Source organism: Azohydromonas aeria, from assembly GCF_009760915.1.
In the GTDB taxonomy this organism is placed as follows: domain Bacteria; phylum Pseudomonadota; class Gammaproteobacteria; order Burkholderiales; family Burkholderiaceae_C; genus Azohydromonas; species Azohydromonas aeria.
Genome location: NZ_VIDQ01000016.1, coordinates 87,113 through 107,290 on the forward strand (window position 1 = coordinate 87,113; position 20,178 = coordinate 107,290).

22 protein-coding genes and 1 tRNA gene are annotated in these 20,178 nt (G+C 64.6%); 8 read left to right on the top strand and 15 right to left on the bottom strand.

Annotated features, from left to right (window positions below; translation table 11 throughout):
* Positions 1 to 15: 15 nt before the first annotated feature.
* Together FJ694_RS12325 and FJ694_RS12330 are read right to left on the bottom strand one after the other, a co-directional pair.
* Positions 16 to 549 (bottom strand): septal ring lytic transglycosylase RlpA family protein, encoded by a 534-nt coding sequence (locus tag FJ694_RS12325; RefSeq protein WP_157267533.1) that lies wholly within the window; start codon positions 547 to 549, stop codon positions 16 to 18.
* Positions 550 to 746: 197 nt separating this feature from the next.
* A tRNA-Arg gene (locus FJ694_RS12330) sits at positions 747 to 822 on the bottom strand.
* Positions 823 to 1,057: 235 nt separating this feature from the next.
* Here FJ694_RS12330 and FJ694_RS12335 point away from each other — a divergent pair.
* On the top strand, positions 1,058 to 1,936 hold the full coding sequence (locus tag FJ694_RS12335) for a c-type cytochrome (protein ID WP_157267534.1): 879 nt from the start codon (positions 1,058 to 1,060) through the stop codon (positions 1,934 to 1,936).
* 73 nt (positions 1,937 to 2,009) lie between these two features.
* Here FJ694_RS12335 and FJ694_RS12340 read toward each other — a convergent pair whose 3' ends face one another.
* The 4 genes from FJ694_RS12340 to purU are packed head-to-tail and all read right to left on the bottom strand — an operon-like array spanning position 2,010 to position 4,932.
* Positions 2,010 to 2,588: a DUF2946 family protein gene (locus tag FJ694_RS12340; protein ID WP_157267535.1), complete on the bottom strand. Its 579-nt coding sequence runs from the start codon at positions 2,586 to 2,588 to the stop codon at positions 2,010 to 2,012.
* A gap of 26 nt (positions 2,589 to 2,614) precedes the next feature.
* Positions 2,615 to 3,577: a YheT family hydrolase gene (locus tag FJ694_RS12345; RefSeq protein WP_157267536.1), complete on the bottom strand. Its 963-nt coding sequence runs from the start codon at positions 3,575 to 3,577 to the stop codon at positions 2,615 to 2,617.
* A 1-nt stretch (position 3,578) separates the two neighbouring features.
* Entirely contained in the window at positions 3,579 to 4,031 is a 453-nt protein-coding gene (locus FJ694_RS12350) for a YybH family protein (protein WP_157267537.1), read from the bottom strand.
* Positions 4,032 to 4,047: 16 nt separating this feature from the next.
* Entirely contained in the window at positions 4,048 to 4,932 is an 885-nt protein-coding gene (purU, locus tag FJ694_RS12355) for a formyltetrahydrofolate deformylase (protein WP_157267538.1), read from the bottom strand.
* Between the two features lie 53 nt (positions 4,933 to 4,985).
* On the opposite strand from purU, the gene FJ694_RS12360 reads away from it, so the two are divergent.
* Both FJ694_RS12360 and FJ694_RS12365 read left to right on the top strand, forming a co-directional pair.
* The gene (locus tag FJ694_RS12360) at positions 4,986 to 5,621 is read left to right on the top strand and encodes a sigma-70 family RNA polymerase sigma factor (RefSeq protein ID WP_157267539.1); all 636 of its coding nucleotides are present in this window, start codon (positions 4,986 to 4,988) and stop codon (positions 5,619 to 5,621) included.
* 1 nt (position 5,622) lies between these two features.
* Complete coding sequence (locus FJ694_RS12365; RefSeq protein ID WP_157267540.1) at positions 5,623 to 6,327, top strand: anti-sigma factor; 705 nt, start codon at positions 5,623 to 5,625, stop codon at positions 6,325 to 6,327.
* Positions 6,328 to 6,403: 76 nt separating this feature from the next.
* On the opposite strand, the gene FJ694_RS12370 is transcribed toward FJ694_RS12365, so the two are convergent.
* The 5 genes from FJ694_RS12370 to radA form a co-directional block, all read right to left on the bottom strand.
* Positions 6,404 to 6,616 carry a zinc-finger domain-containing protein gene (locus FJ694_RS12370; RefSeq protein ID WP_157267541.1) on the bottom strand — a complete coding sequence of 71 codons (213 nt, stop codon included), beginning with the start codon at positions 6,614 to 6,616 and terminating at the stop codon, positions 6,404 to 6,406.
* A 19-nt stretch (positions 6,617 to 6,635) separates the two neighbouring features.
* A complete protein-coding gene (locus FJ694_RS12375) occupies positions 6,636 to 7,559 on the bottom strand; it encodes a branched-chain amino acid transaminase (protein WP_157267542.1) in 924 nt (307 codons plus the stop codon).
* A 158-nt stretch (positions 7,560 to 7,717) separates the two neighbouring features.
* Positions 7,718 to 9,424, bottom strand: a complete 1,707-nt coding sequence (ltrA, locus tag FJ694_RS12380) for a group II intron reverse transcriptase/maturase (protein WP_157267543.1) — start codon at positions 9,422 to 9,424, stop codon at positions 7,718 to 7,720.
* A 1,085-nt stretch (positions 9,425 to 10,509) separates the two neighbouring features.
* Complete coding sequence (locus FJ694_RS12385) at positions 10,510 to 10,953, bottom strand: hypothetical protein (protein WP_157267544.1); 444 nt, start codon at positions 10,951 to 10,953, stop codon at positions 10,510 to 10,512.
* Positions 10,954 to 10,980: 27 nt separating this feature from the next.
* Positions 10,981 to 12,351, bottom strand: a complete 1,371-nt coding sequence (gene radA, locus FJ694_RS12390) for a DNA repair protein RadA (RefSeq protein WP_157267545.1) — start codon at positions 12,349 to 12,351, stop codon at positions 10,981 to 10,983.
* A gap of 142 nt (positions 12,352 to 12,493) precedes the next feature.
* Between radA and FJ694_RS12395 the strand changes: the two genes are divergently transcribed.
* Positions 12,494 to 13,684 carry an SGNH/GDSL hydrolase family protein gene (locus FJ694_RS12395; RefSeq protein ID WP_157267546.1) on the top strand — a complete coding sequence of 397 codons (1,191 nt, stop codon included), beginning with the start codon at positions 12,494 to 12,496 and terminating at the stop codon, positions 13,682 to 13,684.
* Between the two features lie 31 nt (positions 13,685 to 13,715).
* Here FJ694_RS12395 and arfB (FJ694_RS12400) read toward each other — a convergent pair whose 3' ends face one another.
* Positions 13,716 to 14,084: an alternative ribosome rescue aminoacyl-tRNA hydrolase ArfB gene (arfB, locus tag FJ694_RS12400; RefSeq protein WP_157267547.1), complete on the bottom strand. Its 369-nt coding sequence runs from the start codon at positions 14,082 to 14,084 to the stop codon at positions 13,716 to 13,718.
* Between arfB (FJ694_RS12400) and FJ694_RS12405 the strand changes: the two genes are divergently transcribed.
* The 3 genes from FJ694_RS12405 (at position 14,062) to FJ694_RS12415 (ending at position 17,719) form a co-directional block, all read left to right on the top strand.
* Entirely contained in the window at positions 14,062 to 15,792 is a 1,731-nt protein-coding gene (locus tag FJ694_RS12405) for a recombinase family protein (RefSeq protein ID WP_198320807.1), read from the top strand. The genes arfB (FJ694_RS12400) and FJ694_RS12405 overlap by 23 nt on opposite strands.
* Positions 15,740 to 16,171, top strand: coding sequence for an alternative ribosome rescue aminoacyl-tRNA hydrolase ArfB (arfB, locus tag FJ694_RS12410; RefSeq protein WP_157267549.1), 432 nt, complete (start codon positions 15,740 to 15,742; stop codon positions 16,169 to 16,171). Before FJ694_RS12405 ends, arfB (FJ694_RS12410) begins: the two co-directional genes overlap by 53 nt.
* A 126-nt stretch (positions 16,172 to 16,297) precedes the next feature.
* Positions 16,298 to 17,719 carry a hypothetical protein gene (locus tag FJ694_RS12415; RefSeq protein ID WP_157267550.1) on the top strand — a complete coding sequence of 474 codons (1,422 nt, stop codon included), beginning with the start codon at positions 16,298 to 16,300 and terminating at the stop codon, positions 17,717 to 17,719.
* Between the two features lie 264 nt (positions 17,720 to 17,983).
* On the opposite strand, the gene FJ694_RS12425 is transcribed toward FJ694_RS12415, so the two are convergent.
* The gene (locus tag FJ694_RS12425; protein WP_157267552.1) at positions 17,984 to 18,454 is read right to left on the bottom strand and encodes a hypothetical protein; all 471 of its coding nucleotides are present in this window, start codon (positions 18,452 to 18,454) and stop codon (positions 17,984 to 17,986) included.
* Complete coding sequence (locus FJ694_RS12430) at positions 18,455 to 18,820, bottom strand: hypothetical protein (protein ID WP_157267553.1); 366 nt, start codon at positions 18,818 to 18,820, stop codon at positions 18,455 to 18,457.
* A gap of 194 nt (positions 18,821 to 19,014) precedes the next feature.
* Between FJ694_RS12430 and FJ694_RS12435 the strand changes: the two genes are divergently transcribed.
* Complete coding sequence (locus tag FJ694_RS12435) at positions 19,015 to 19,593, top strand: recombinase family protein (protein WP_157267554.1); 579 nt, start codon at positions 19,015 to 19,017, stop codon at positions 19,591 to 19,593.
* Here the strand turns inward: FJ694_RS12435 and FJ694_RS12440 are convergent.
* On the bottom strand, positions 19,584 to 20,178 hold a 595-nt coding region (locus tag FJ694_RS12440), incomplete at its 5' end, for a hypothetical protein (RefSeq protein WP_232540002.1). The two genes, FJ694_RS12435 and FJ694_RS12440, sit on opposite strands and share 10 nt — an antisense overlap.

Here is a 20,178-nt window from a genome sequence, read left to right on the forward strand (position 1 = left end):
AAGGCGGCCGCCCGCTCAATCCTGCGCCGCGGCGGCGACGTTGCGCCGGGAGCCGGTGGCGATAGGCTCGATCTCCACCTCGCGCGGGCCATACACGATGCCCAGCAGCCTGGCCGCGGCGTGGCTCACGTCGATGACGTGGCCGCGGCTGAAGGGGCCGCGGTCGTTGATGCGCACCACCACCTCGCGGCCGTTGGCCGGGTTGCGCACGCGCGCATAGCTGGCGATCGGGAGCGTCGGGTGCGCCGCCGTCAGCGCGTGGCGGTCATAGGGCTCGCCGCTGGCAGTGCGGCGGCCGTGGAAGCGGTGCGCATACCAGGAGGCGCGGCCGCGCTGCAGCAGCCGCGTCGCGAGCGACGGTTGAGCCGCGGGGCGCGCGGCCGGGGCGGTATCGTGCGGCGCCTCCGCCGAGGCCTCGGCCTGCGGCTGGAGCGACGCCACGACGGCCGGCATCGGATCGGCAGGCGGCATCTCGGCCAGGACGGGACCGGCAACGCACGCGGCGAGCAGGGCCAGCAGCACGGGCAGTCGGGACGTGGAGCGTTGCATCGGCGGCACCTTTCGTGGAGGCGGCGCGGAGGTCGCTGGCCGAGGGGAGGAGGCAGGGCAACCGGATCACGCCGCAGTGCGGGCCGGGACTACGCACACCCGACCTGGAGGACTGCAAGGGGATTGTTCAGACCCTCCCGGAGAACCGCGGCCCGTTGCAGGCCGGAGGCGTCTGTGACTGCTTGACTTGTAGTTATTGGCGCGCCTGGCTGGGATCGAACCAGCAACCCCTGCCTTCGGAGGGCAGTACTCTATCCATTGAGCTACAGGCGCAGAAGCCGCGATTGTAGCCGCCCGCGCGCGGCACCCGTCGCGCGCTCCCTGCAAAGGCCCAGCGCGGCGCTGCGGATGGGCTTGATGCAGCGTTCACATGTCGCACTCCGGCGCTCGTGCAAGACGGCAGTTCCCGGGCGATCAAGGGGTGCTCCCTATAATTCCGGGGTTTTTTTGCGCCCCGCCGGCGCAGCCCGCCATTACCGGCCGCACCCGGAAAGTCTCCCGAGGAACCATGACCACCGACAGCCACCACACCCCCGACCACGAAGCGCCGCACGATGGTCCGATCAAGACGCCCAGGCAGCTGGTCTGGGCCGTGCTGTTCGCGTTCATCGTGCCGATCATCGGGATCATCCTGCTCGTGACCTACGTCGGCGCGGGCAAGAAGCCCGGCGCGGGCACCGACTTCATGGCCGAGGAAGCCGTGGCGCGGCGCATCCAGCCCGTGGGCACCGTGGAGATCCGCTCCGCCGCTGCCGGCGGCGGCGTGCTCAGGACCGGCGAGCAGGTGTTCCAGGCCCAGTGCTCGGCCTGCCACTCCAGCGGCGCCGCCGGTGCGCCCAAGGTGGGCGACGAGGGCGCCTGGGCCCCGCGCATCAAGACGGGCTACGAGGCGCTGCTGACCTCGGCGCTCAAGGGCAAGGGCGCCATGCCGCCGCAGGGCGGCGCCGCGGCCAGCGACGTGGAAATCGGCCGCGCCGTGGTCTACATGGCCAACCAGGCCGGCGCCAAGTTCGCCGAGCCCAAGGCCCCGGCCGGTGCCGCCACCGCTGCCGCGCCGGCTGATGCGCCCGCCGCCGCTGCCGCACCGGCCGCTGCCACGGCCACGGTGGCTGCCGCCGCGCCGGCCGCGGCACCTGCCGCCGCCCAGGGCGCTGCCGCCCCGGCCCTCTACGCACAGGCCTGCCAAGCCTGCCACGCCGCCGGCGTCGCCGGCGCGCCCAAGACCGGCGACAAGGCAGCCTGGGCCCCGCGACTGGGCCAGGGCGTCGACGCGCTGACCGCCAGCGCCATCAAGGGCAAGGGCGCCATGCCGCCCAAGGGCGGCTCCGCCGCCTCCGACGCCGAGATCAAGGCGGTCGTGACCTACATGGTCAACGCCTCCAAGTAAGCATCCGGGATTCTTCGGACAAGGCAAAGCCGGCCCTCGGGCCGGCTTTTTCATGGGGGCAACGTTGCCGCGTTTAGCCCTGCGGCGGGCGCGGCGGCTGCGGCGCGTGGGCCGCCTGCTCCCAGCGGTCCACGAGCGCGGCCGGGCTGAGCCGGTAGTTGAAGCGCGCGGGCAGCTCCTCGAAGCGCAGTTCGCCGCTCAGCGTCCAGCGGCCGTCTTCGAGCGCCTGCGCCGCGCGGTGCACGTCCTGCGAATGCACCAGGCCCAGGCCGAGGTCGGTGTCCAGGAACAGGCGCCCGTCCTCGTCGAGCCAGGCGCCGCGCCACTGCGCCGGCGCGCCGGTGTGCGACAGCAGCGCGAAGGCGTCGTCGATGCGCCAGACCCAGGGCGCGGCTTCGAGCTCCACGTACACGCGCTGCGGCCCGTTCTGGAAGAACCAGGCGCCGGCGCCGTCGCACAGGTAGTTGCGCCCGATGAAGGCGCACAGCGGCTCGTGCTCGATGCGGCTGCCGCGCGATTGCGGAAAGCCGCCCGCGGCCTGCGTGGCTGTGTCGCGCAGCCACCACTGGCCGCGCGCGTCCAGGCCGAGCCAGCCGCGCGCGGCCGGCACGTCGGGCCACTTGCGCAGCGCTGCCTTGACGATGTCATCCATGGCGCGTGTGTGTCCTGGTGAGAGTTTCAGCGCGGCGCTTGCAGCCAGCGCGTCACGGCGCCGGGCAGCGTCATGACGTGTCCGGGCCAGTTGCCGTGCGGGAAGCCGACGTGGCCGCCGTCCAGCGGCTGCCACAGCGTCACCCAGTCGCCGACCTCGGCCTGCGTGGGCAAGCTGTGGGCCGGGATGAAGGGGTCGTTGCGGGCATTGACCACCAGCGCCGGCACGCGGATGAGGTTCAGGTGCGGCTTGGAGGAGGCGCGCTGCCAGTAGTCCTCGGTGTCGCGGAAGCCGTGCAGCGGCGCGGTGAAGACGTTGTCGAACTCGTAGAGCGTGCGCGCGGCCAGCACCTTGTCGCGGTCGAACAGGCCCGGGTGCTGCGCCAGCTTGGCCAGCGCCTTGGGCTTCATGGTGCTGAGGAACAGCCGCGTGTAGACCAGCCGGTTGAAGCCCGCGCCGATGTGGTGCCCGCCGGCCACGAGGTCCAGCGGCGAGCTGATGGCCGCCACCGACTGCACCATGCGCGCGGCGCCGGTGCCGCATTCCTCGGCCCAGCGCAGCAGCGCGTTGCCGCCCAGCGACACGCCCACGGCCATGAGTGGCCGGCCATGGCGCTCGCGCAGGCGCTGCAGCATCCAGCCCACCTCGGCGTGGTCGCCGGAGTGGTAAGCGCGCGGCGCGAGGTTGATCTCGCCCGAGCAGCCGCGGAAGTGCGGCACCGCGTAGCTCCAGCCCAGGGCGCGCGCGGTGGCGGCGAAGGCCTGCGCGTAGTGGCTGCGCGAGGAGCCTTCCAGGCCGTGGAACAGCACCAGCAGCGGTGCGCCGGCGGGGCCGTGCTGGAAGTCGATGTCGATGAAGTCCCCGTCCGGTGTGCGCCAGCGCTCGCGCTGATAGTCAGGAGCGGGGCCTTCGAACCGGCGCGAGAAGAGCGCCGGCCAGATGGTCTGCAGGTTCCCCCCGGGCAGCCAGTACGGAGCGCAATAGTCCATGTCAGTGCAGGACGGTGGGTGGCACTTCGGAAATCTCCGGCGGCTCCTCCCTGGAACCGCCGCTTGCATGGTGTGCCACCAGGCGCCACCCGAGCGCACCCTTCACGTAGACGTTGGTGGCCATGACCCATGCGGTCAGGGTGCCTTCGTCGGTCAACACCTCCACCCGCTCCAGGAGGTTGTGCACGGCGCAGCCGGGGCCGATCACGCGGCGCACCTGCTCGGGCCGCACCCGCACCGGCCCGTTGGAGAAGATGGCCTCGAAGGTGGCGCGCACCGCCGCCGGCCCGACCACGCGCGGGCCGCCCGGATGCACGCACACGATCTCGTCGTCGTCGCCCCACACGGCCATCAGCCGCTCGATGTCGCCGCGCTGCAGCGCCTCGTAGAACTCGGCCTCGATCTCCTCGGGCGAGGCCAGCAGCGCGGCGGCCTCAGGCTTGGGTCGCGCCATGGCCCAACACCTCCCTTCAGCGGAACACGACGCTCTTGTGCCCGTTCATGAGCACGCGGTGCTCGACGTGCCAGCGCACCGCGCGCGCCAGCACCACGCACTCGACGTCGCGGCCCACGGCCGTGAGGTCCTCGGCGGAGAGGGCATGGTCCACGCGCTCGACGTCCTGCTCGATGATCGGGCCCTCGTCGAGGTCGGCCGTGACGTAGTGCGCCGTCGCGCCGATGAGCTTGACGCCGCGCGCATGCGCCTGCGCATACGGCCGCGCGCCCTTGAAGCTGGGCAGGAAGCTGTGGTGAATGTTGATCGCGCGACCATGCAGCACCTGGCAGAACTCGGGGCTGAGGATCTGCATGTAGCGCGCCAGCACCACCAGGTCGATGCGCTCGCGCTCGATCAGCGCCTCGATCTCGCGCTCCTGCGCGCGCTTGGCCTCGGCGCCCGCGCCCGCGGCCAGCGGCAGGTGGTGGAACGGGATGCCGTAGCTGGCGGCCAGCTCGGCGAAGTCGGGATGGTTGGAGACGATGGCCGGGATGTCCACCGCCAGCTGCCCGCTGCGCCAGCGGAACAGCAGGTCGTTGAGGCAGTGGCCGAACTTGCTGACCATCAGCAGCAGGCGCGGGCGCGCGTTGACGGCGTGCAGCTGCGCGTCCATGCGGAACTGCTGGCGCAGGTTGCCCAGCAGCCGCTCCAGCGTGGCGGCGTCCGACAGGTGCGCCGGTGCCTCGAAGTGCACGCGCATGAAGAACAGGCCCGTCGCGTCCTCCGCGCCGACGTCGCCGAACTGCTGCGAGTCGATGATGTTGCAGCCGGCCTGGTACAGCAGCCCGGAGACGGCGTGCACGATGCCGGGCTGGTCCTGGCAGGACAGGGTGAGGATGAATTCCTGGTCTCGGGGCATGTCAAATCTTCCTTGCCCCGAATTGTAGGGACGGGCCATGATGGCCCTCGCCCATGAAGACCGAACCCCAGGACTGGAACGAGCGCAGCCGCGAGCTGGCGCTCCTGCTCTCGCGCTGCGCCCTCGGCGAGCGCCGCGCCTTCGCCACCCTCTACCAGCGCAGCAGCGCGCATCTGTTCGCCGTGGTGCTGCGTATCCAGCGCGACCGGGCGCAAGCCGAGGAACTGCTGCAGGAGATCTACGTGAACATCTGGAAGGCCGCGGCCAGCTTCGACCCGGCGCACAGCCAGCCGCTGACCTGGATGACCAGCATCGCGCGCCACCGCGCCATCGACAGCCTGCGCCGCGCCCAGGCCCAGCCCCAGCTCGTGGCAGCTCCCGCGCGCGACGACGACGATCCCGCCCCCGAGCCGCCCGCGCCCGAAGGCGGCGGGCCGCTGGAGCTGCTGCAGCGCGCCAGCGAGACGCGCGCGCTCACGCATTGCGTCGAGGCCCTCACGCCGCAGCAGCGCCAGAGCGTGGCGCTGGCCTTCTACGACGGCCTGAGCCACGCCGAGGTCGCCGAGCACCTGTGCCAGCCGCTGGGCACCGTGAAGTCCTGGGTGCGGCGCGCGCTGCAGACGCTGCGCCAGTGCCTGGAGCGCGCCGCCCAGCGCGACGCCGCCGCGCAGCCGGGCGAGGCCAGCTGACATGGACTACGCCCGACCCGAACGCGCCGAGGCCCTGGCCGCGCAGTACGCCGCCGGCACCCTGCGCGGCCCGGCGCGCCGCCGCTTCGAGAGCCTGCTCGCCGGCCACCCGGCGCTGCGCGCTGCCGTGCGCGCCTGGGAGCGCCGGCTCATGCCGCTGAGCGTGGCGCTGCCGCCCGAAGAGCCGCCGCCGCACGTGTGGGACGGCATCGAGCGGCGGCTGTGGCCGCGCGAGGCCGCGCCGGCGCCGCTGCCCTGGTGGCAGCGCCTGGGCCTGTGGCGCGGCGTCTCAGCACTCGCCGGCGCGGCCGCGCTGGCGCTGGCGGTGCTGGTGGTGCGCCCGCAGGCGAGCCCGCCGCCGGTGATCGTGGTGCTGCAGGGCGCCGCGGGCACGCAAGCCGGCAGCCCGGCCTTCGTGGCCAGCTTCGCCGGCGACGGCCGCTCCCTCGTGACGCGCCCGCTGCTGCCGGTGAGCGTGGCGCAGGACCGCACGCTGGAGCTGTGGGCGCTGCCGCCGCAGGGCGCGCCGCGCTCGCTGGGACTGATCTCGCCCGAAGGCGTCACGGTGCTGCCGCGCGAGCGGCTGCCCGCGGCCGTGCTGGGCCCGGGCACCGCAGCCCTGGCGGTGAGCCTGGAGCCCACCGGCGGCTCGCCCACCGGCGCGCCCACCGGCCCCGTGCTCTACAGCGGCCGGCTGCAGCTGTAGCGCCACGCGCGCCGGCCGGGCAGAAACGACAAAGCCGCCCGCGGGCGGCTTTGTCATGCGTGCGAGGGCAGGGCGCTCAGTGGTGCGCCGACACCTGCTCGCCGGCCTTGAGCCGGTAGTGCGTGCCGCAGTAAGGGCACCAGCCCTCGCCGGTGGTGGCCACGTCGATGAAGACGCGCGGGTGCGTGCTCCACAGCGGCATCTTCGGGTTCGGGCAGAACACCACGCCCGGGCCCTGCAGCTCGGAGGCGGAGACTTCGACGACGGACTTGGCTTCTTCGGTGCTCACTTCGTTTTCTCCCTGGGTCTCAGACCTTGGTCAGCCACTCGGCGTATTTGGCGTTGCGGCCGTTGACGATGTCGAAGAACGCCGCCTGGATCTTCTCGGTGATGGGCCCGCGGCTGCCGCGGCCGATCTCGATGCGGTCGAGCTCGCGGATCGGCGTGACTTCGGCCGCCGTGCCGGTGAAGAAGGCCTCGTCGGCGATGTAGACCTCGTCGCGCGTGATGCGCTTCTCCACCAGCTTCAGGCCCAGGTCCTGGCAGATGGCGAAGATGGTGTTGCGCGTGATGCCGTTGAGCGCGCCGGCGGACAGGTCGGGCGTGTAGACCACGCCGTTCTTGATCACGAAGATGTTCTCGCCCGCGCCCTCGCTGACGAAGCCCGAGGCGTCGAGCAGCAGCGCCTCGTCGTAGCCGTCGTCCGTGGCTTCCATGTTGGCCAGGATCGAGTTGCTGTAGTTGCTCACCGCCTTGGCCTGCGTCATCGTGATGTTGACGTGGTGGCGGGTGTAGCTGCTGGTCTTGACGCGGATGCCGCGCTTGAGGCCTTCCTCGCCCAGGTACGCGCCCCAGGGCCAGGCCGCGACCATGACGTGGATCTGGTTGCCCTTGGGGCTCACGCCCAGCTTCTCCGAGCCGATCCACACCAGCGGGCGCAGGTAGCAGCTCTCCAGGTTGTTGACGCGCACCACCTCGCGCTGCGCCGCCTCGACCTGCTCGACCGAGAACGGGATCTTCATGCGCAGGATCTTGGCGCTGTTGAACAGCCGCTCGGTGTGCTCGCGCAGCCGGAAGATCGCCGTGCCGTTGACCGTGTTGTAGGCGCGCACGCCCTCGAAAGCGCCGCAGCCGTAGTGCAGCGTGTGGGTCAGGACATGGATCTTGGCGTCACGCCAGTCGACGAGCTCGCCGTCCATCCAGATCTTGCCGTCGCGGTCGTGCATGGACATCGTGGACTCCGAAGGAATTTGCGTGTGGGGAGGCGGGTAGGGACAGGCCATTGCTGGCCCATCCCCCCCTAAGAACCGGACTTGCGACTTTCACCGCATCCGGCTCAAGCACAACATCTGGTATCGGTTAAACCGGAAATTTTAGCCCGGCCGACACCCTAAGCCCCTTTCGGGGCCGGCTTCGCCACTGACAAACCTTCGGCGTGCACTTGTGCATGGCAGACCGGATGCAACAGCACCCGGTTGGACAACCGGTCCGACCCGCCCGCCACCCGAGGAATCAGGTGGTGGTCGTGCCAGCCGGTCTCCATCGTGATGGGCTCCTTGCACAGGACGCATCTCCCACGCTGGGACAGGAACAGCGAATAGCACTGCTTGCGATACCCCATGCGTTGCTTCATGCGGATCGCGCGCAGCTTCTCCTCGTCCTCTTCGCACTTCGGATCGAAGGGGTTGAAGTCTCCCTTGACCTTCACGTGCCGCACGATTTTCGTGTCGGCCAGCTTGTACAGACGCAGCCACACAGGCTCCCCGTCCACGAACTCCGTCCGCACCGCGAACTCGGTTCGTTTGGCTATGGTCGTCCAATACTTCTGGGCTACCCATCGCCGGGACTTGTTCGGATGCCTGCGCAAGCCCCATCGCATCAATCGCCACCACAGCAGCGAATCAACACGGCTGAAAGCCTCTTTCGCCACCACCGGATGGTGGTACTGCGCCCAACCCTTGAGGATTGGGTTCAGCAGCTTGATGAGTTCCGCCTGCTGCACCATGAGATGGCTCTGCACGACTTCCTTCAGCTTGCCGTAGAACGCTTTCACGTTCTTGCGACTCGGCTTGATGAGCAGCTTCCCGGAGTATTTCCGGAAGTTCCAGCCCAGGAAGTCGAAGCCCTGGTCAATGTGCGTGACGCGAGTCTTGGCCGGCGACAGTCGCAGTCCTCTTTGTGAGAGGAAAGCTTCCACCCAAGGCCGGACTTCGGTTTCCAGCAAGTCTTTCGACTGGCCGGTAATCACGAAGTCGTCGGCGTACCGGACGACATTGACTTTCAGCTTTCTGGTTTTCGTCGGGCCGAACCGCGCCTTGATGTGCGCGATCAAGCCTGATTCCAACCCGTTCAGTGCCACGTTCGCCAAGGTTGGCGAAATGATGCCGCCTTGCGGCGTGCCCGCTTCGGTAGCCGTCAGTTGGCCTTTGTAGACCACCCCAGCCTTCAACCACTTGTGGACGATGCGCCGGTCCATGTGGACGTGGCTCACCAGCCATTCGTGATTGATATGGTCAAAGCAGCCTTCAATGTCCGCCTCCAGAACCCACTCGGCCGAAACCTTTGCGGATAAGCAGACGAACAATTGCTTCATGGCATCAGCCGTGCAGCGGTTCCGACGAAAGCCGTAGCTGTTCGGATCGCTTTGCGACTCCACGACCGGCTCCAGGCCCAGCAGGTGTAAAGCCTGCATCGCCCGGTCCTTCATGGTCGGAATGCCCAATGGACGCTCCTTGCCGTTGGCCTTGGGGATGTAGACCCGCCGCAGCGGCTGCGGCCTGTACCCCCGTTGCTGCTTCAGTTCACTGACGGCCGACCACTTCGCGGTCGGCGTATCCCACAGCTTGCGATCGACGCCTGCCGTTCGTTTGCCCTGGTTCTCAGTCACCCGTCGCACCGCCAGTGCCCTGGCGGGAAACGAGCGGACCAGCGACCGTTGTAGGGCTTTCACCCTGCGCCAGTCACCGGCCTGCGTTGCCTTCGCAATCCGTATCTGCGTCGTTCTCACCTGCTGTTCCACCCGCTGCCAATCAATGGCATGCCAGGAGTCGGGCAGGCGTGAGGACGCAGAACCGTCATCGCTGACGATCTCTTCCATGCTTTCCTCATCGGGTTGGGCCCGTTGAGGACGCACCAGCCCCCGAAGGGATTGGGCGTCCCTTCGGGGCGTTGCAGAACTCAGACAACCGGCTTGCGACGGTTGCACCACGTGGAAGTCAGCTCGCTTTCACGACAGGGCATCAGCCCCTATCCCGGCCGTTACAGCCGGGCCTTCGCTTTTTCCACGATCCCATACCCCCTCACCCAACAGGTCGCCTTGCGGCTTCCCTGCCGGCATGCCGAAGCACGCCGGCGGGCAGTGGGGCTTACCACGTTCCTCGGACTACCGACCCCATTGCTGGAGCCTGTCTGGTTAGGGCCCGTCTTTCCCGGGGCTGCACAACGGCGACGTGCATCCACGTTCTACGGATGCAACTTGGCAGCTATGCCATTTTGGCTATGGCCTGTTAACAGGCGTAGGCCATGTAATCGTGACCCGGGTTCAACCGACGATTCACTTGTGTTGCCCCTACAGAACTAGCCTGGCCCCTTCTTCGTCACCTGTTGACGAATCACACGCCGGCCCTCGCGGGTCAAACGTGCCGTTGGTACGGGGGTACGTTGTCAGGTGGGCTTCACACAAGGCCGTTGCCAGCCTTGCATGCCACCGTAGGCTACTGTTGGTCGCACAACAGGTCATAGCCACATCTCACGACGGGTATGACGAGGTAATCCGAAGCTTCAGCGCTCTTCGGACTCAACGGAGCAAAAGCACCCCTCACGCCCGTTCCTCCGAAAAGGAAGGCGCGCATGTGAGCCGGCCACTTTTGATGGTGACTCACCTGTAAAGAACAGCAAGAGAGGTACTCAAGGCTTGCGCCTCTTGTTCTCCTGCTTATATAGCCCCACTCTCGTAGAAGCTATGGTGCATCTCGGGTATTTCTACCCTTGGCCTTCTCACTAAAAGTAAAAAAGGCACTCCGTTAAGGCTTGCTTTTGGGTCTACTTTTTAAGGGTAAACCCCTCGTCTGCCAGCTACGAGGAAGAGCGACATAAGACGTGTCGCACAAAACGCACGATTCTACGAGGGCGCCTTTGCCGCGCCGGCCGCGCGGCGCGGAAGCAGCGGCGGGCGTGTCGGTACTAAGCCACGCCGCGCGCGGCATCCGGCGCCGCGCCGTCACCCGCATCGCCCGCGTCCCCGCCCTCGCGCAGCAGCTTCCAGCGCCGGCAGCGCCCGCCCTGCATCTCCACCTCCACGCTGGCGCCGCCGTCGTCGCGCCAGCGCCAGCGCTCGGCGCCGCCTTCGCCCGCGTCCTCCAGGCGCTGGCCCAGGCTGCGCGTGAGCGTGACGATGTCGAGCATGCGCATGCCCGGCTTGAGCCGGGCGTTGAGCATCACCGCGCTGGCCACGTGGCCCACCGGCGACTGCCCGGCGTTGCGCATCACGCGCAGCGCCCGGTTGAACTGCAGCACCAGCCAGAACGCCACCACGGTGCCGCCCAGCAGCGCGCCGCGCCAGCCGTACTGCGCATAGCCCAGCGCCAGCACGCCCAGCGCCAGCGCCCATCCGATCCACGGGTTCATCTCGTCTTGCCTCGTCGTTGTCGTTGTTCAGTCCAGCCCGCGCAGCACCTGGATCGACTCCTCGATGCGCTCCACCGGGTGGATGGTCAGCCCCTCAATGGGCTTCCTGGGCAGGTTGGCGCGCGGCACCACCGCCACGCTGAAGCCGAGTTTCGCCGCTTCCTTGAGCCGCTCCTGGCCGCGCGGCGCCGGGCGCACCTCGCCGGCCAGGCCGACCTCGCCGAAGGCGATGAAGCCGCGCGGCAGCGGCTTGCCGCGCAGGCTGGAGTGGATCGCCAGCAGCACCGCCAGGTCGGCCGCGGGCTCGCTGATGCGCACGCCGCCCACGGCGTTGACGAACACGTCCTGGTCCATGCACGACACGCCCGCGTGCCGGTGCAGCACCGCCAGCAGCATCGCCAGCCGGTCGCGGTCCAGGCCCACCGACAGCCGCCGCGGGCTCGGTCCGCCCTGGTCCACCAGCGCCTGCACCTCCACCAGCAGCGGGCGTGTGCCTTCGAGCGTCACCAGCACGCACGAGCCCGGCACCGGCTCGCCGTGCGTGCTCAGGAAGATGGCACTGGGATTGGCCACGCCCTTGAGGCCCTTTTCCGTCATGGCGAACACGCCGATCTCGTTGACCGCGCCGAAGCGGTTCTTGATGGCGCGCACCAGGCGGAAGCTCGAATGCGTGTCGCCCTCGAAGTACAGCACCGTGTCCACCATGTGCTCAAGCACGCGCGGACCGGCCAGCGCCCCTTCCTTGGTGACGTGGCCGACCAGCACGATGCTGGTGCCGCCGCCCTTGGCCGCGCGCGTGAGGTGCGCGGCGCACTCGCGCACCTGCGCCACCGACCCCGGCGCGGAAGTGAGCTGCTCGGAGTAGAGCGTCTGGATCGAGTCGATGACGCAGAACGCCGGGCGCTCGGCCTCGATGGTGGCCAGGATCTTCTCCAGGTTGATCTCGGCGATCACGCGCACGCGCGCCCCCTCCAGGCCCAGCCGGCGCGCGCGCAGCGCCACCTGCGCGCCGGACTCCTCGCCGGTGACGTAGAGCACGGGCATCTGCTGCGACAGGGCGTCGAGGGCCTGCAGCAGCAGCGTGGACTTGCCGATGCCCGGGTCGCCGCCGATGAGCACCACGCCGCCGGCGACGATGCCCCCGCCCAGCACCCGGTCGAGCTCGTCGATGCCCGTGGGCGTGCGCGCCACGTCGGCGGCCTCGATCTCGCTGAGCGTGGCCACGGGCTGGCTCTTGGCCAGGGCCTGGAAGCGGTTCTTCGACGCGCCGGCGCCGCCGCCCTCGGCCGGCCCCTCCACCAGCGTGTTCCAGGCGCCGCAGGCCGGGCAGCGGCCCAGCCACTTGGCGCTGGTGCCGCCGCATTCGGTGCAGGTGTAGATGGTCTTGTCTCTTGCCATGGCCCCGATTGTCCGGGGCCGGCCATGCCCGCGCCCGGGCGCGGCCAAGGCCTGCACGCATGCATCCTTCGGGCCGTCACGGCTGGCCGCCGGCCGGGCCTGCCGGCACACTGCTCCCCTCTGTACGGGAGGAGGCATTGACATGCGCATGAAGCAGTGGATTCGCAACACGCTCGCGGCGGCCGTGACGGCCGCGCTGCTGGCCGGCTGCGGCGGCGGCGGTGGCGGCGACAACGACGACGACAGCGGCCCCGTGCCGAGCTACGCGCGGCTGGTGTCCTTCGGCGACAGCCTCAGCGACGTGGGCACCTACCGCACCGCGGGCTTGGCGGCGCAGGGCGGCGGGCAGTTCACCATCAACGACTTCAATCCCGCCACGCGGCCCAAGGCCGGCACCAACTGGACCGAGCAGCTGGCCTACGAGCTGGCGCTGCCGGCGCCGTGCGCGGCGCGTACCGGCTTGAATGCGTCCGGCTCCCTGGCCGGGCTCGCGCAGGCGCAGGCGGACCACGCCGGCTGCTTCAACTATGCCCAGGGCGGCGCCCGCGTCACGGAGGCCATAGGGCCGGGCAACGCGGCGCTGTTGCTGATGACGCCGCCCAACCTCGACGGCGAGCTTGGCGCACTGACCCAGCCGGTGAAGGATCAGATCGCGCACCACCTGGCCGTGTCCGGCGGCAGCTTCGCCGCCACCGATCTCGTGACCGTGCTGGCCGGCGGCAACGACGTCTTCATGCAGGTCGCCGCGCTGCGCGCCAAGGTGGCCGCCGGTGCCGACCCCACCGTGGCCGCGCAGGAGGCCGGCGCGGCGCTGCAGCAGGCCGGGGGCGAACTCGCGGCACTGGTGCTGGGCCAGATGGTGGGCAAGGGCGCGCAGCGCGTGGTGGTGGCGCTGCTGCCCGACGTCGGCGCGTCGGCGCGGGCCAAGGCGCTGCCGCCGCAGCAGCGCGAGCTGCTGTCGCGGCTGTCCCTGGCCTTCAACGCGCCGCTGGTGGCGGCCCTCTCCGGCAACCCGCGCGTGCTGGTGGTGGACGCCTACACCGCCAGCGAGCTGCAGGCGCTCGACCCGGCGCGCTACGGGCTGACCAACGTCTCGCAGTCGGCGTGCCTGGTGGACACGGCGCTGTTCTGCTCGGCCGCCACGCTGCGCCCGGGCGTGGACGTCTCGCGCTACTGGTTCGCCGACGACATCCACCTCACGCCCTACGGCTACCAGCTGCTGGCGCGCACGGCGACGGACACGATGACCAAGGCCGGCTGGCTCGCGCCCTACGGGCAGCGCCCGTGCAACGGCACCACCGGGTTCAGCTGCGCGCTGGCGCCGCTGCCCTGATCGATGCAGGCCGGGCGGCCCTGGAGGCTCTTCAAGCGTCCACCCGCCCGCGCAGCGCCTTGATCGCGCCGTGGCGCGCCTTGCCCTCCACGCGCCGGCGCTGCGAGGCGCGCGTGGGCTTCGTCGGGCGGCGCGCCTTGGGCGCCTGGGCCACGCTGTCCACCAGCGCCTGCAGCCGGGTGAGGGCGTCGGCGCGGTTCATCTCCTGGCTGCGGTGCTCCTGCGCCTTGATCACCACCACGCCCTCGCGCGTGATGCGCGCGTCGCCCAGCGCCAGCAGCCGCTCCTTGACGTCCTCGGGCAGCGAGCCGGCGTGGATGTCGTAGCGCAGGTGGATGGCGGTGGAGACCTTGTTGAAGGTCTTGCACAATACACCTATGACGCTTGCTTTCTCGTACATCCGCTTCTCCACCCCTGAACAAGCCAAGGGTCGATCACAAGCACGTCAGATCGAAGCCTGTGAGCAGTACTGCCGAGAGCATGGGTTGCAGCTTGCAATGGGCCGGGAATACACGTTCCTTGACGCGGGCCGGTCAGCCTACAAAGGCGAGCACCTTGACGCTAAGGGAGAGCTTGCGCGGTTCCTTGCGCTGGTGGACGAAGGGCAGATCGAACGGGGTTCAACACTCATTGTTGAGTCGCTGGACCGACTGAGCAGACAGGACGTATGGACAGCCGTTTCACTGCTGGTGCAGTTGCTGAACAAAGGCATCCGCGTTGTTACGCTGGCGGATCGGCGGGAGTACACGGACCCCAAGGATGAACAAAGCCTGATCCTGAGCATCTTCATCCTCTCCCGTGCCCATGAGGAAAGCAGCACCAAGGCCAAGCGGCTGACGGATGCCTTCAGCAAGAAGCGCGAACTTGCCAAGACCGATAAGAAGCCGATGGGGCAGGTCTGTCCGATGTGGCTGAAGCTGACGGACGATGGCACGGGCTATGAGCCAATCCCGGAGCGGGTGGAAGCTGTGCGCCGTGCCTTTGAGCTTGTGATTGCTGGGTACGGGAAGCACACGGTTGCCCGGATGCTCAATGCCGAAGGAGTGCCGACATTCAAGAGCGTCAAGGGCTGGGGCAGCAGCACTGTGAGCCATGTTGTGACCAATCGGGCTGTGCTGGGCGAGTGGCAGCCGTTCTCACGGACACTGGACCCTGCCCGGAAGAAACGCCAGCCGATAGGCGAGCCAATCAAAGGCTACTTCCCGGCTGTAGTGTCGGAAGCCGTCTTTTACGAGGCTCAAGCTGCCGTGGCTGGCAGGCGTGTGTCACAGGCAACGAAGCAAAGCGTGAAATTCAACGTCTGGCAGGGCATCGGGAAGTGCATTCACTGCGGCAGTGCGATGCACATGGTCAACAAAGGCAAGCCACCCAAGGGCACAACTTACATTGAATGCTCCATCGGTCGAAAAGGGCTGTGCGAGTCTCACAGGCTAATTCGGCTGGATCACTCCGAAGCGGTATTCCGGTTGATGCTGGCGCGTCTGGATTCAATGGCGTTGGTGAAGGATTCAGGCGCCAAGTTGGCTCGGGAACTAAAAGCGACGGAAGGCAGGTTGCTGGAGCAGCAAGAAGCACTGGCGGGATACATGGAAATGGCCCGGAACCGGCAGTCGAAGGCTGTAGCAGCACTAATGTTTGAGGCCGAAGACAAGATTGCCGAATTGGAAAGAGAGCAGGAGCGGCTACGGGGTGAACTTGCAGCGGAAGACGCCATCGGGTTCGATACTTTCATGCAGCGTCTCGACCTTGAGACTTACGAAGGCCGATACCGGGCCAATTCGTTGCTGAAGCGACTCAATGTGCTGGTGTTCGCAGGTAGGGAAGGCTTTATGGTCAGCGAGGCAGGCCGAATGCTGTTTGGTGTTGCGTACCAAAACGGAAAAGCGGGCTACCGAGAGTTAAGCCTGTGGCCCAAGAATCGTCAATTGCCCGATGAGCGTTTGCATGTGGCTGCGCTAAAAGTTTTGATGAAGGCTGGCCCCGTGCACTTCGTCGCACCGCTGGAAGCTGGAAGGGCTGCTTACGCCCTTGAGGAAGAGAGGGCGCAGGAGTGGTATGACTCACTTCCAGACGAGGGCCAAAGTGAACCGTTCTATCACCATTCCTGAACACGAGATTGAGTTCAGCGCCATCCGTGCTCAAGGGCCGGGAGGGCAGAACGTCAATAAAGTTTCGAACGCCGTCCACCTGCGCTTTGACATTCGGGTTTCTTCGCTACCGCAGGAGGTGAAGGACAGGCTTCTTGCCCTGCCGGATCAGCGTGTGACCAAGGAAGGCATCATCGTCATCAAGGCACAGACCGCACGTAGTCAGGAAAAGAATAAAGCGGAAGCCTTGGCACGGCTGGAAGAAATGGTGGCCCAAGCATCGCATACACCGCGAGTGCGGCGAACAACTAAGCCGACACATGCTGCAAAGCAACGTCGCCTGAAAAGCAAGACGCTGCGTTCTGAGGTTAAGGCTGGGAGGAATAAAGTAGTTGAGTGAGAAGTTTGAGTTGATGCTGCTGAAAATAAATTACGCACTCATGGTGCTCGTTGCAATTGGATGCATCACAATTGTTTGGTTGTAGTATGGCTGCGTGCAGCTTAACTGAAAGTCATGGGGCTTTTTATGAGTAAAGAATCGGAGATTGTAAAAGGTGGTTTGTCGGAGGCGCGTACAACTGTCTTAATTGTTGGGGATTTTACGCACGAGGGTTTAACTGCAAAAATCCAGGGACTTGGTTTTGATGTTGTAAAGAAGCACCTTCGATCAAGTCCTGCAAACTGGCTTAGAATTGTCGAAATTGCAAATACTTTGCAGGCAGAAGGCCGCTTGGCGGTCATATTTGCGTACCTTCCTACTCCTAGCCTTCTTCATCTGGTTCATAGTCAATATGATGAAGTTAGGGGTGCGCTAATTGACTGCTTTGAGAAAGCAGGCGCGTTATTGTTTGTTCACGAGGATAATTTCACCGGAAAGATTGAGCCTGCGCCGTGGGAGATAACTGAACTCGATGAGGAAACAATGGAGCGCCTTGACATGCCTTGGCCGACTGATACGGCGGCTTCAAGCTTTGTCTATACGCGCGAGCGTTGGTTGGAGGATAATGCTGGTTGCATAACAAAGGCATTGGATTTTCTTAATGAATTACAGCGGAGGAAGCTTGCATTAGTGCCTTTCCGCAAGCGGAGTGATGTAACTCTTAGAATGTTTGAGGCATTGGAGGATGCTCAGGCCGGCGTATTCCTGCGCTTATATGTGCCGCACGGTAGGTATCAAAGCGAGCAATTTGAAGACTTCCTTACCATGTTTTCGCGTTACTTGCGTGATGTGGAAGGGAAAGAATTTTCAATCGATGCAAATCGAACGTTAAGAGGAACTACGTACATTTTCAAAGGTCGAGGTGATGTGGTAAATGTAGAGGAACTGCAAGAAGCTGCAAATCGATTTGATCGCTTCCTTGCTTTATCCGAGTCTGATCCACATGCCGCAACCAAGATGTTGGAGCAGGCTGGTATTAGCAGTACAGAGGCTGCGTTCGCTGTATCGAAGTATGCGCGTGGTTTGCGTCGCCTTAATATGGAGGTAAGGCATGAATTTCAGCGTCGTCGTCTAGTGTTGAACCAGAATCTTGAGTCCGAATTGCTGGACGCTAAGGAGGCGGTGCTGCTGCCTATGCCTATGGAGAAGGCGCCATCTTCGCTTTTTGCGGTTGTGGGGAATACGGCGCCAGTGACTATCAATATTGAAGGCTCTACTTTATCGGGCGTCCTTGTGCAGGCGATAAATGGAAATGTTAACTATACTGTTGAAGATAAAAGAATTATTGGTCTAATTGAGGAGATAGGTGATAAGGTCGAGGCGCTTCGTCTTCGTTCAGAACTTGACCGGTTGAAAGATAAGGCAACGCAACCAGAAGAGAGACGTACGGCTGTTCAAAAGCTGAAGTCGTTTCTCTATGGGGCGGCGAAGTATGCAGGCGCAAAGATTGACGAGGTGGGAACGGAATTATTGATTAAATACTTGGAGCAAATAATAGGCGGTGGTTAATCGGCTTGCTCTTTGTGGCGGTCGCGTGAATTGAATGGCAATAATAATTGATGCTGCCTGTTTTGCTTCAAAGCCGTGTGAGGTGAATCGGTGCTGCAGCCTTTGCCAGCATCATGTTTAATACTGCTCCGCCAAATGCGAGCCAACTTATTGATCTTTAAGAAAAAATCCTTGTCCAAAACGTTTGAAAATACTCCTAAATCAATGCGATACCTGTCTACATGGCGAAGTAGTGTTAATGAGATTTGGTAAGCAATATATGAATCAAGAGGATTGAGTATTCCTTGTGGCAGAGGAATCGGTTTGGTCATCCTTTTTGGTGGGTTGATCGCTTTTTCCAAGGAGGTAGCCTACTATAGTGCCGAGCAATCCCATAACCGGGGCAATCTGCTTATCATCGTAGCCGGCAACCACAAGAAATAACGCCGCAACAATGATTAGCAATGTTCCAAATACCCTAAGGGTCGGCTCAGCACCATTTCCCCATCGAATCATTGCTGCGGCAAGCGTGCAAATAAGCAAGCCAAACACCAATACAGATGCACTCATTGTCATCGCATTGGTATTGGACCACCAACTAGCAGAGTTCGCCTGTGCCTGTACGGCACTCGCCATTTGGCTTACATTTGCGCTTGCTGCAGTTGTGTGCGCGCTTGCAGAGGCGGCTTTTTGGGTTGTATTGGCAACATTGGCCCTTAATGCCGCCAACGCTGCGTCACTTTGAGCGTCCGCCATTCATTTCCTCTTTTCCAATCTTGAAATTCTTTGCTCCAACGCAGCTATAAGTTCCTGTTGTTGTTTGACAAGAGTTTTCAGTTCGCCATTTTCTTTTTCAAGCGCAGAATAATAGTCTAATCTCCCCAAGGCAATATCAATGCCTCCCGTCTTTTCAATGGCATTGCTTGGAATGTTGCCGAGAAGTGGTGACGGTGGCTTGGGCGAACTCGAACCAATACCAACTGATGCGTGTCCTGGAATGCTGAGTGGAGGACTTTGAGAGAGGTTTGGCCCCGCGCCTCCTATCTGCGCCATAGCTTGATCAAATGGATATGCGCACAAAAGTGAAGCTATGGCCGCAGTGGTTGCCATAGTTTTTTTCATGATGCACCTCCAGATGGATCGCATTGACTCTTGAGAGCGTATTCAAAACGTACTGGCAGGGCAATTAGGCAAAGGTCATGTGTTCAGAAACGTCCGTTTGTGGGCATGGTCCGGGCAACTGTTCAAAAAATAGGTGGACAGCATTGTGAACAGGCATCACAATACGAACACCGTTTACGAACACTTTGCCTGCCATGTCCCGTACCTTCTGCTACTGCCGCGTAAGCACCGAGAACCAGACCACGGACAACCAAGTCAAGGAAATCCGGGAAGCGGGCTTTGCCATCGAACCGCACCGGATCGTCTGTGAGACTGTCTCGGGCAGTCAGGCAGCGGCCAAGCGTCCGGGCTTCAAGAAGCTGGTTGAGAAGCTGGAGCCGGGTGATGTGCTGGTGGTGACGAAGTTGGACCGACTCGGCAGAAGTGCTCTTGATGTGCGGGCCACGGTGGACATGCTGGCCGCGAACAAGGTCCGGGTTCACTGCCTTGCGCTGGGTGGCGTTGACCTGACCAGTGCTGCCGGGAAGATGACGATGCAAGTCATCGCGGCTGTGGCGGAATTTGAGCTTGATCTACTCAAGGAACGCACCAAGGCCGGACTTGATCGGGCCAAGGCTGAGGGCAAGAAGCTGGGGCGCCGTTCCAGCTTGAGTGAGGGCGACATTGCCGAAGTTCGCACGCTCATCAAGCAACCCGGACAGACTGTTTCAGGACTGGCGAAGAAGTACGAAGTCAGCCGGGCAACGATCCTGCGGGCTGCTGGTCAGCTTTGAAGGGCCGGGCTGGCGCTGGGCTTTTTCAAGGTCAGCACTGCACTGGTTTCCTTCTTGGACCCGCGTTTCAGCCGATAGCCCTGCACCTTCAGACTCTCAATCTCAATCTCAAGAGCCTCGCTGTTCCTGCACCGGACTTCGATGCTCAAGGGCGGCTCTTGTGGCGGTTGTGGCTTGAGGAACGGGGAAACGGCGGCCAGCAGATCACGGCACCGCAGGTAGCCTTGAAGCTCGCTGCTCTTGAGCCAGAAGACACCATGCTTCTCCAAGCGGTTCACGGTCGTCACTGTGGTTTCGGGCAGCTTGCCTTTACGTTTTCCGCGAGTCCGGAGCTTGAAGTTTTCATCGGGCAAGGTCACTACGATGGCACCCGGGTCGAGAGTCCGCTGCACGATGGCGTTGTTGACTACCGAGTTTGACCAAGACGTTTCTGCAACGTGCCATTGGTCGGAGCGTCCGTAAGCGGTCGCCCTGCGGCGTCCTTCACCGCGGCCTTGCCATCCGAACAATGCCCTCATCGGTAACGCATGAGGAGCGACAAGGATGGAAGCAGGCAGGCAAGTCGTCAGGCGGCGGCGGCTGGAC